Source organism: Azotobacter bryophylli, from assembly GCF_042643485.1.
Lineage (GTDB): Bacteria > Pseudomonadota > Gammaproteobacteria > Pseudomonadales > Pseudomonadaceae > Azotobacter > Azotobacter bryophylli.
Map to the genome: position 1 here is coordinate 365,572 of NZ_JBHRSJ010000012.1, position 9,961 is coordinate 375,532.

The 9,961-nt window shown below is 66.9% G+C and carries 13 protein-coding genes and 1 pseudogene; 10 read left to right on the forward strand and 4 right to left on the reverse strand.

The window, feature by feature from the left end; all coding sequences use genetic code 11:
* Positions 1–44: 44 nt before the first annotated feature.
* From ACFOJE_RS07825 to pilT, 3 genes are all read right to left on the reverse strand, one after another.
* A complete protein-coding gene (locus tag ACFOJE_RS07825; protein WP_377813747.1) occupies positions 45–443 on the reverse strand; it encodes an NINE protein in 399 nt (132 codons plus the stop codon).
* A 60-nt stretch (positions 444–503) separates the two neighbouring features.
* On the reverse strand, positions 504–1,649 hold the full coding sequence (locus ACFOJE_RS07830; protein WP_377813748.1) for a PilT/PilU family type 4a pilus ATPase: 1,146 nt from the start codon (positions 1,647–1,649) through the stop codon (positions 504–506).
* A 118-nt stretch (positions 1,650–1,767) separates the two neighbouring features.
* Positions 1,768–2,802: a type IV pilus twitching motility protein PilT gene (gene pilT, locus ACFOJE_RS07835; RefSeq protein WP_377813749.1), complete on the reverse strand. Its 1,035-nt coding sequence runs from the start codon at positions 2,800–2,802 to the stop codon at positions 1,768–1,770.
* 70 nt (positions 2,803–2,872) lie between these two features.
* On the opposite strand from pilT, the gene ACFOJE_RS07840 reads away from it, so the two are divergent.
* From ACFOJE_RS07840 to ACFOJE_RS07885, 10 genes are all read left to right on the forward strand, one after another.
* A complete protein-coding gene (locus ACFOJE_RS07840) occupies positions 2,873–3,565 on the forward strand; it encodes a YggS family pyridoxal phosphate-dependent enzyme (RefSeq protein ID WP_377813750.1) in 693 nt (230 codons plus the stop codon).
* 12 nt (positions 3,566–3,577) lie between these two features.
* Positions 3,578–4,396, forward strand: a complete 819-nt coding sequence (gene proC / locus ACFOJE_RS07845; RefSeq protein WP_377813751.1) for a pyrroline-5-carboxylate reductase — start codon at positions 3,578–3,580, stop codon at positions 4,394–4,396.
* 10 nt (positions 4,397–4,406) lie between these two features.
* Positions 4,407–5,000 (forward strand): YggT family protein, encoded by a 594-nt coding sequence (locus tag ACFOJE_RS07850; RefSeq protein WP_377813752.1) that lies wholly within the window; start codon positions 4,407–4,409, stop codon positions 4,998–5,000.
* Complete coding sequence (locus tag ACFOJE_RS07855; protein WP_377813753.1) at positions 5,000–5,299, forward strand: DUF167 domain-containing protein; 300 nt, start codon at positions 5,000–5,002, stop codon at positions 5,297–5,299. The genes ACFOJE_RS07850 and ACFOJE_RS07855 overlap by 1 nt, the downstream gene beginning before the upstream one ends.
* Before the next feature lie 81 nt (positions 5,300–5,380).
* Entirely contained in the window at positions 5,381–6,520 is a 1,140-nt protein-coding gene (metX, locus tag ACFOJE_RS07860; protein ID WP_377813754.1) for a homoserine O-succinyltransferase MetX, read from the forward strand.
* Between the two features lie 7 nt (positions 6,521–6,527).
* Entirely contained in the window at positions 6,528–7,118 is a 591-nt protein-coding gene (metW, locus tag ACFOJE_RS07865; RefSeq protein ID WP_377813755.1) for a methionine biosynthesis protein MetW, read from the forward strand.
* A 79-nt stretch (positions 7,119–7,197) separates the two neighbouring features.
* Positions 7,198–7,611, forward strand: a complete 414-nt coding sequence (locus ACFOJE_RS07870; RefSeq protein WP_377813756.1) for a DUF4426 domain-containing protein — start codon at positions 7,198–7,200, stop codon at positions 7,609–7,611.
* Entirely contained in the window at positions 7,608–8,210 is a 603-nt protein-coding gene (gene rdgB, locus ACFOJE_RS07875) for an RdgB/HAM1 family non-canonical purine NTP pyrophosphatase (protein ID WP_377813757.1), read from the forward strand. Before ACFOJE_RS07870 ends, rdgB begins: the two co-directional genes overlap by 4 nt.
* Positions 8,203–9,375: a radical SAM family heme chaperone HemW gene (gene hemW / locus ACFOJE_RS07880; RefSeq protein ID WP_377813758.1), complete on the forward strand. Its 1,173-nt coding sequence runs from the start codon at positions 8,203–8,205 to the stop codon at positions 9,373–9,375. The genes rdgB and hemW overlap by 8 nt, the downstream gene beginning before the upstream one ends.
* 18 nt (positions 9,376–9,393) lie before the next feature.
* A complete protein-coding gene (locus ACFOJE_RS07885) occupies positions 9,394–9,717 on the forward strand; it encodes a DUF3392 domain-containing protein (protein WP_377813759.1) in 324 nt (107 codons plus the stop codon).
* Between the two features lie 5 nt (positions 9,718–9,722).
* Here ACFOJE_RS07885 and ACFOJE_RS07890 read toward each other — a convergent pair.
* A pseudogene (locus ACFOJE_RS07890) lies at positions 9,723–9,961 on the reverse strand (ABC transporter ATP-binding protein); the annotation flags it as partial.

Consider the following 9,961-nt stretch of genomic DNA (forward strand, 5'->3'; position numbering starts at 1 on the left):
CGAAAAAGCCCGCCGATCGGCGGGCTTTTTTCATTCCGGGAGCGTCAGCCGCGCTCGGCGTTGCACAGCGATATCTGGTCGTTCAGCGTCCAGAAGTCGTAGAGCACGCCGAGCAGGAAGAAGCCGCCGGTCAGCAGGTAGAGGATGCCGCTGATCCACTTGCCCATGTACAGGCGATGCACACCGAACACGCCGAGAAAGGTCAGCAGGATCCAGGCGACGTTGTAGTCGATGGCGCCGGCGTGGAAGCGCAGGTCGGCCTCGCGATCCATGGCCGGAATCAGGAACAGATCGACCAGCCAGCCGACGAGCAGCAGACCACCGGTGAAGAACCAGATGGTTCCGGTCACCGGCTTGCCGTAGTAGAAGCGGTGGGAACCGAGAAAGCCGAAGATCCACAGCAGATAGCCGATGACCTTGCTGTGGGTGTCCTGTATCTGCATGGCGCTCTCCCGGTGAAGTCAGTTCGAACCCGAGTCTACCGCCGTCGCCGCGCCGCTGTCTCAGCGGAAACGCCGCCCCGGGTCCTCTTCGCTGGTCTGCAGGCTGAGACCGTCGACCAGGCTGGACAGGTGCTCGCCGTCGGTCTCCGACTCCAGCTTGATCATCAGGCGCAGGTCGTTGGCCGAGTCGGCGTGGCGCAGGGCATCCTCGTAGGTGATCTCGCCCTGGGTGTAGAGCTGGTAGAGCGCCTGGTCGAAGGTCTGCATGCCCTGCTCGGTGGAGCGCTTCATCACGCCCTTGAGCTCGTGGATCTCGCCCTTGCGGATCAGGTCGGCGATCAGCGGCGTGTTAATCAGCACCTCGATCACCGCGCGGCGGCCCTTGCCGTCCGGGGTCGGCACCAACTGCTGGGCGACGATGGCGCGCAGGTTCAGCGACAGGTCCATCCAGACCTGGTGCTGACGGTCGGCGGGGAAGAAGTTGATGATCCGGTCCAGCGCCTGGTTGGCGTTGTTGGCGTGCAGGGTGGCCAGGCACAGGTGACCGGTCTCGGCGAAGGCCACCGCGTAATCCATGGTCTCGCGGGTACGCACCTCGCCGATCATGATCACGTCCGGAGCCTGGCGCAGGGTGTTCTTCAGCGCCACCTCGAAGGACTCGGTGTCGATGCCCACCTCGCGCTGGGTGACGATGCAGCTCTGGTGCTGGTGGATGAACTCGATCGGGTCCTCGATGGAGATGATGTGGCCGCTGCTGTGCTGGTTGCGGTAGCCGATCATCGCCGCCAGCGAGGTGGACTTGCCGGTGCCGGTGGCGCCGACGAAGAGCACCAGGCCGCGCTTGGTCATCGCCAGATCCTTGAGCACGGGCGGCAGGTTGAGCTCTTCCAGGGTCGGGATGCTGGTCTCGATCCGGCGCAGGACCATACCGGCGAGGTTGCGCTGGTAGAAGGCGCTGACGCGGAAACGGCCGATGCCGCGCGCGCTGATGGCGAAGTTGCACTCATGGTTGGCGGCGAAATCGCGCCGCTGCTGCTCGTTCATCACCGAGAACACGGTCTCGCGGGTCTGCTCCGGCGACATCGGGTTCTTCATCACCGGCAGGATGCGGCCATTGATCTTCATCGACGGCGGCACGCCGGCAGTGATGAATAGGTCCGAGCCGCCCTTTTCCACCATCAGGCGCAGCAGTTTTTCGAAATCCATAGCTTGGGTCGCCTCGTCTCAGGACGCGCCGAAGGCCCCAGCGGAAACGGCCCCGCCCGCGATGTCTGCATCACGGACGGGGCCATTCTCGCGCAGGCGCCGCGGAGGCGCGTACCGCTTAGAAATTGTCCGGGATCTTGGCCTTCTCGCGAGCCGCCTCGCGGCTGATCAGGCCCTTGGCCAGCAGTCCCTTGAGGCACATGTCGAGGGTCTGCATGCCGATCGAGCCGCCGGTCTGGATCGCCGAATACATCTGCGCCACCTTGTCCTCGCGGATCAGGTTACGGATCGCCGGGGTGCCGATCATGATCTCGTGGGCCGCCACCCGGCCGCCGCCGATCTTCTTCAGCAGGGTCTGGGAAATCACCGCCTGCAGGGACTCGGAGAGCATCGAGCGGACCATCGCCTTCTCTTCCGCGGGGAACACGTCGACCACCCGGTCGATGGTCTTGGCCGCCGAGGTGGTGTGCAGGGTGCCGAACACCAGGTGGCCGGTTTCCGCGGCGGTCAGCGCCAGGCGGATGGTTTCCAGGTCGCGCATCTCGCCGACCAGGATGATGTCCGGGTCCTCGCGCAGCGCCGAACGCAGCGCTTCGGCGAAGCCGAGGGTGTCGCGGTGCACCTCGCGCTGGTTGACCAGACACTTCTTCGACTCGTGAACGAATTCGATCGGGTCCTCGATGGTGAGGATGTGGTGGTACTTGTTGTTGTTCAGGTAATCGAGCATCGCCGCCAGGGTGGTCGACTTGCCCGAACCGGTGGGGCCGGTGACCAGCACCAGACCGCGCGGCACGTCGGAGACCTTCCTGAACACCTCGCCCATCCCCAGGTCCTCCATGCTCAGCACCCTGGACGGAATGGTCCGGAACACCGCGCCGGCGCCGCGGTTCTGGTTGAAGGCGTTGACCCGGAAACGCGCCACGCCGGGGACCTCGAAGGAGAAGTCGGTCTCCAGGAACTCCTCGTAATCCTTGCGCTGCTTGTCGTTCATGATGTCGTAGATCAGCGCGTGCACCTGCTTGTGATCCATCGGCGGCAGGTTGATCCGGCGCACGTCGCCGTCGACGCGGATCATCGGCGGCAGACCGGCGGAGAGATGCAGGTCCGAAGCGCCCTGCTTGGCGCTGAAGGCGAGCAGCTCGGTGATATCCATGGGGGTCCCCATTAACAAACAAGCGGGTAGAATGCCGCCACAGCCAGCGGCCCGGGCAGGAAGCGGAACAATGTCCACGATCCCAGACAATATTGCAAAGGTCCACGCGCGTATCCGTGAGGCGGCGCAAGCATCGGGACGCGACCAGCAAGAAGTGCATCTGCTGGCGGTGAGCAAGACCAAGCCGGCAGCCGCCTTGCGCGAAGCTTTCGCCTGCGGCCAGCGGGACTTCGGCGAGAATTACCTGCAGGAAGCCTTGGCCAAGCAGGCCGAACTGGGCGACCTGCCCCTGACCTGGCATTTCATCGGGCCGATCCAGTCCAACAAGACCAAGCCCATCGCCGAGCATTTCGCCTGGGTGCATTCGGTGGACCGGCTGAAGATCGCCGAACGCCTGTCCGCCCAGCGCCCGGCCGGATTGCCGCCGCTCAACGTCTGCCTGCAGGTCAACGTCAGCTCCGAGCCCAGCAAGTCCGGCTGCAGTCCCGAGGAGCTGCCGGCGCTGGCCGCCGCCGTGGCCGAACTGCCCAACCTGCGCCTGCGCGGACTGATGGCGATTCCCGAACCCACCGAGGACCGCGCCGCCCAGCACGCCGCCTTCGCCCGGCTGCGGGAATTGCGCGACGGCCTCGATCTTGATCTCGACACTCTCTCCATGGGCATGAGCCACGACCTGGAGGCCGCCATCGCCGAAGGCGCCACCTGGGTCCGCATCGGCACCGCCCTGTTCGGCGCCCGCGATTACGGGCAGCCCCATCCATAAGGAAACCTCTTCATGAGCGATACCCGTATTGCCTTCATCGGCGCCGGCAACATGGCCGCCAGCCTGATCGGCGGATTGCGCGCCCAGGGCGTGCCCGCCACGGCGATCCGCGCCAGCGAACCGAACGCCGACCAGCGCGCCCGAATCGCCGCCGAGCACGGCATCGAACTGTTCGCCGACAACGCCGCGGCGGTCGCCGGGGCCGACGTCGTGGTGCTGGCGGTCAAGCCGCAGGTGATGAAGGCGGTCTGCCAGGATCTCGCCGCTCACCTGTCCCCCGGCCAGTTGATCGTCTCCATCGCCGCCGGTATCCCCTGCGCCAGCCTGGAGCGCTGGCTGGGCCAGCGGCCGCTGGTGCGCTGCATGCCGAACACCCCGGCGCTGCTGCGCCAAGGCGTTTCCGGACTGTTCGCCAACGCCCAAGTTTCGGCAGCGCAGCGCCAGCAGGCGGAACAACTGCTCGGCGCGGTCGGCCTGGCTCTGTGGCTCGATGAAGAGCGGCTGATCGACGCGGTGACTGCGGTGTCCGGCAGCGGCCCGGCCTACTTCTTCCTGTTCATGGAGGCCATGACCGCCGCCGGCGAGAAGCTCGGCCTGCCGCGCGAGACCGCCTCCCGGCTGACCCTGCAGACCGCCCTCGGCGCCGCGCGCATGGCCTGCGAGAGCGACGTGGACGCCGCCGAACTGCGCCGCCGGGTAACGTCGCCGAACGGCACCACCGAAGCCGCGATCAAGACCTTCCAGGCCGGCGGCTTCGAAGCCCTGGTCCAGCAGGCGCTGGATGCCGCCGCCAGCCGCTCCGCCGAGCTGGCCGAACAGCTGGGCCAGTGAGGAGCCACCCATGAACGGATTTGGAACCGCGACCATCTATATCGTGCAGACCCTGGGCAGTCTCTATCTGCTGATCGTCCTGCTGCGCTTCATCCTGCAACTGGTCCGCGCCGACTTCTACAACCCTCTCAGCCAGTTCGTGGTCAAGGCCACCCAACCGCTGCTCAAGCCGCTGCGGCGGATCATCCCCGGCTTCGGCGGGCTGGACCTGGCTTCCCTGGTACTGGCCGTCCTGCTCCAGCTGCTGCTGATGGTGGCCGTGCTGACGCTGATGGGCTACGGCGTCGGCGGCTACCTGCTGCAGTTGCTGGTCTGGTCGATCATCGGCGTCACCGCCCTGTTCCTCAAGGTGTTCTTCTTCGCCCTGATCGTCAGCGTGATCCTCTCCTGGGTGGCCCCCGGCAGCTACAACCCGGCCGCCCAACTGGTCAACCAGATCTGCGATCCGCTGCTGGCGCCGATCCGGCGCATCCTGCCGAACCTGGGCGGGCTGGACATCTCGCCGATCTTCGCGTTCATCGCGCTGAACCTGATCGACATGCTGGTGATCAACAACCTGGCGGCCATGACCGGCATGCCGAAAATCCTCAGCCCCTTCCTCTGATGAGCTGGTTCCGTTGGGATGGCGAGGACCTGATCCTCGCCTGCCATCTGCAGCCCAAGGCGAGCCGCGACGAGTTCGCCGGGCTGCATGGCGACCGTCTGAAGATCCGCCTCACCGCACCGCCGGTGGAGGGCAAGGCCAACGCCCACCTGCTAGCCTTCCTCGGCAAGTCCTTCGGTGTAGCGAAAAGCCAGGTGAGCCTGGAGAGCGGCGAGCTGAACCGGCAGAAGCGGGTGCGCATCCACGCGCCGCAGAAGCTGCCGGCCGAGCTGGCCGACGAGTTGCAGGCCGGGCGCTGAGCGGCCTGCCCCAAACCGGGGCGCTTGCCGCAGATGGCGCCGCTCTTTAGACTGGCGCCTCCTTTTTGCGAGAGCAGGATCGTGCCTTCCGTCTTTCCTGAAGATTCCGTCGGCCTGGTCAGCCCGCAGCTGCTGCATTTCAGCGAACCGCTGGCGCTGGCCTGCGGACGCAGCCTGGCCGACTATGAGCTGGTCTACGAAACCTACGGCGAACTGAATGCGGCCCGCAGCAACGCGGTGCTGATCTGCCACGCCCTGTCCGGCCACCACCATGCGGCCGGCTACCACAGCGCAGAAGATCGCAAGCCCGGCTGGTGGGACAGCTGCATCGGCCCCGGCAAGCCCATCGACACCCGCAGGTTCTTCGTCGTCGCCCTGAACAATCTGGGCGGCTGCAACGGATCGACCGGCCCCTCCAGCCTCAACCCGGCCACCGGCAAGCCCTACGGCGCGGACTTCCCGGTGGTGACCGTGGAGGACTGGGTGAACAGCCAGGCGCGTCTGGCCGATGCCCTGGGCATCCAGCAGTGGGCCGCGGTGGTCGGCGGCAGCCTGGGCGGCATGCAGGCCCTGCAATGGACCATCAGCTATCCCGAACGGGTGCGCCACTGCATGGCCATCGCCACCGCGCCCAAGCTGTCGGCGCAGAACATCGCCTTCAACGAAGTGGCGCGCCAGGCGATCCTCTCCGACCCGGACTTCCACGGCGGGCACTTCCAGGAAAAGGGTGTGATCCCCAAGCGCGGCCTGATGCTGGCGCGCATGGTCGGCCACATCACCTACCTGTCGGACGACGCCATGGGCGCGAAATTCGGGCGCGAGCTGAAGACCGACAAGCTCAACTACGACTTCCACAATGTCGAGTTCCAGGTGGAGAGCTATCTGCGCTACCAGGGTGAGGAGTTCTCCGGGCGCTTCGACGCCAACACCTACCTGCTGATGACCAAGGCGCTGGACTACTTCGACCCCGCCGCCGCCCACGGCGACGACCTGGCGAAGACCCTGGCGGCGGCCAAGGCCAACTTCTGCCTGATGTCCTTCACCACCGACTGGCGCTTCTCGCCGGCCCGCTCGCGGGAGATCGTCGACGCGCTGATCGCCGCGGGCAAGAACGTCAGCTATCTGGAAATCGACGCGCCCCAGGGCCACGATGCCTTCCTGATACCGATCCCCCGCTATCTGCAGGGATTCTCCAGTTACATGAACCGAATTGCAGTATGAGACGCCCATGAGAGCCGATCTGGAGATCATCCAAGAGTGGATACCCGCCGGCAGCCGGGTGCTCGACCTCGGCTGCGGCAACGGCGAGCTGCTCGCCTGGCTGCGCGACAACAAGCGGGTCAGCGGCTACGGCCTGGAAATCGATCAGGCGAACATCGCCGCCTGCCTGAGCAAGGGCGTCAACGTGATCGAGCAGGACCTGGACAAGGGCCTCGGCAACTTCGCCAGCGACAGCTTCGACGTGGTGGTGATGACCCAGGCGCTGCAGGCCGTGCACTATCCGGACCGCCTGCTCGAGGAGATGCTGCGGGTCGGCCGGACCTGCATCCTCACCTTCCCCAACTTCGGCCACTGGCGCTGCCGCCTGTACCTGGCGAGCCGCGGCGAGATGCCGCGCTCGGAGTTCCTGCCCTACACCTGGTACAACACGCCGAACATCCACTTCTGCACCTTCCGCGACTTCGAGGCCCTGTGCCGCGAGCGCCGGGTGCGGGTACTGCAGCGTCTGGCGGTCGACCGCGAGCATCGCCATGGCCTGGCCAGCCGCCTGTGGCCTAATCTGTTAGGTGAAATCGGCATCTACCATGTCAGCCGATAGCGGCGCGGCCGGTCGACTCGGCCCCGGGCCGCGTCGGCATGGCCGGACGCCACCCCACCCTTCGCGCAAGGAGACCGTCATGCATCGCTTCGCCATGTTCCTCTTCGCCCTGTGCCTGGCCTTGCCGGCCGCCGCCGAGCGCAAGCAAACCTTCGGCGACCTGGAAGTGCACTACAGCGCTTACAACTCCAGCTTCCTGCAGCCGGAGATCGCCTCGGCCGCCGGCATCACCCGCGGCAAGACCCTGGGCGTGCTCAGCGTCTCCGTGCTCAAGGCCGGCAAGGCCCAGCCGGCGACGGTCAAGGCCCAGATGCTGAATCTCATGGGACAGGCGCGCAACCTGACCTTCCGCGAGGTCCGCGAAGGCGACGCCATCTACTACCTGTCGCAGTTCCCCTTCAGCGAGGAGAAACTGCACTTCAAGGTCGACGTCACCAGCGGCGGCCAGCTCAACACCTTCGAATTCGACCAGGAATTCTTCCCCGACAAATGATGAATTTCTCCCAGCTGGTGCTGGCCAGCCACAATCCCGGCAAGCTCAAGGAGCTCCAGGCCATGCTCGGCAATTCCGTGCAGGTCCGCTCGGTCGGCGAGTTCAGCGACGTCGAGCCGGAGGAAACCGGCCTGTCCTTCGTCGAGAACGCCATCCTCAAGGCCCGCCATGCCGCCCGGGTCTCCGGTCTGCCGGCGCTGGCCGACGACTCGGGGCTGGCGGTCGACGCCCTGGGCGGCGCACCGGGCATCTACTCAGCCCGCTACGCCGACGGGCAGGGCGATGCGGCGAACAACGCCAAGCTGCTGGAAGCGCTTCGGGACGTGCCGGATGTCGAGCGCGGCGCCCGCTTCGTCTGCGTGCTGGCGCTGCTCCGGCATGCCGACGACCCGCTGCCGATCCTCTGCGAGGGCCTCTGGTACGGCCGCATCCTGCACGCCCCCAGCGGCAGCAACGGCTTCGGTTACGACCCTCTGTTCTGGGTGCCGGAGCGCGTCTGCTCCAGCGCCGAGCTGCCGCCCGCCGAGAAGAACCGGCTGAGCCACCGCGCCCGCGCCATGGCCCTGCTGAAGCAGCGTCTGGGGCTGATCAATGCCTGAAGCGGGCGGTACGCACCGGGTGCACGGCTTCGCGCTGCCGCCCCTGGCGGCCTACGTCCACATTCCCTGGTGCGTACGCAAGTGCCCGTACTGCGACTTCAACTCCCACGCCGCCGGCCCCGAGCTGCCGGAAGAGGCCTACGTGGACGCCCTGCTCGCCGATCTGCAGGCGGACCTGCCCCGAGTGCACGGCCGCCGGCTGGTGTCGGTGTTCTTCGGCGGCGGCACCCCCAGCCTGTTCTCGCCGCGGGCGCTGGGCAGGATCCTCGAGGATCTGGAGCGGCACGTCGGCTTCGCCGATGACGTCGAGATCACCCTGGAGGCCAACCCCGGCACCTTCGAACAGGCGAAATTCCGCGACTACCGCGGCCTGGGCATCAACCGCCTGTCCATCGGCGTGCAGAGCTTCCAGGAAGCCAAGCTGAAGGCCCTCGGCCGCATCCACGACGGCAGGGAGGCGATCCGCGCCGCCGACATGGCCCGCGCCGCCGGCTTCGACAACTTCAATCTCGACCTGATGCACGGCCTGCCCGATCAAACCATCGAGGACGCCCTGGCCGACCTGCGCACCGCCATCGCCCAGGGGCCGACGCACCTGTCCTGGTACCAGCTGACCCTGGAGCCGAACACGGTGTTCTGGAGCCAGCCGCCCGAGCTGCCGGAGGACGACACCCTCTGGGACATCCAGGAGGCCGGCCAGGCTTTGCTCGCCGAACGGGGTTACGGGCAATACGAGATTTCCGCCTACGCCCAGCCGGGCCGCCGGGCGCGGCACAACCTGAACTACTGGACCTTCGGGGATTTCCTCGGCCTCGGCGCCGGTGCCCACGCCAAGCTGAGCGACGCGGACGGCCGCATCCAACGCCTGTGGAAAACCCGCCTGCCGAAGGACTACCTGGCCGCGGACAAGCCGTTCCTGGCCGGCGAGCGCCTGCTCGATGCCGGGGAGCTGCCCTTCGAATTCCTGATGAACGCCCTGCGCCTCACCGAGGGCGTGCCGACCGAACTCTTCGGCCAGCGCACCGGCCTGCCCCTGGCGGTACTCGCCGAAGGCCGCCGCGACGCCGAGGCCCGCGGCCTGCTGATCGACGATCCCGGGCGTCTGGCGGCCAGCGCCAGGGGCCAGCTGTTTCTCAACGACCTGTTGCAACGCTTCCTTCCCTAGGAGCCCGGAGCTGACCACATGGATCTGTTAGTCGACTTCACCCTCACCCTGTCGCGCTGGAGCCGCAGCCACCTGAGCGACATCTCCCTGGCCATCCTCGCCACCCTTCTGGTGCTCTTCGGCCCCGACCTCAACACCTGGGTCCGTCAGCGCATCGGCAGCTTCAACTTCGTCTTCCGCACGCTGATCTTCGTCGCCCTCTGCGCCCTCGCCTACGGCGTGGCGCTGGTCCATCTCACCCCCTGGCTGACCCGCGGGCTCGGCCAGCTCAACAACTACGCCCTGGCGCCCTTCCTGCTGCTGGTGTTCCTGACCATCGGGATCGTCGCCGACCGCCGCTGACGGCCTCAGCCGATCCCCGCTCCGTCGCGGACGATGCGTCCGTCCACCAGCTCCACCGTGCGCGGGCAGCCCGCCGCCAGGCGCGGGTCGTGGGTGACCACCAGCACCGCGCAGCCGAACCGGACGTTGAAGCGGCGGAACAGCTCGAAGATGGTTTCCGCCGTGCGGGTATCCAGGTTGCCGGTCGGCTCGTCGGCCAGCAGCAGCGCCGGGCGGGTGACCAGCGCACGGGCGATGGCGACGC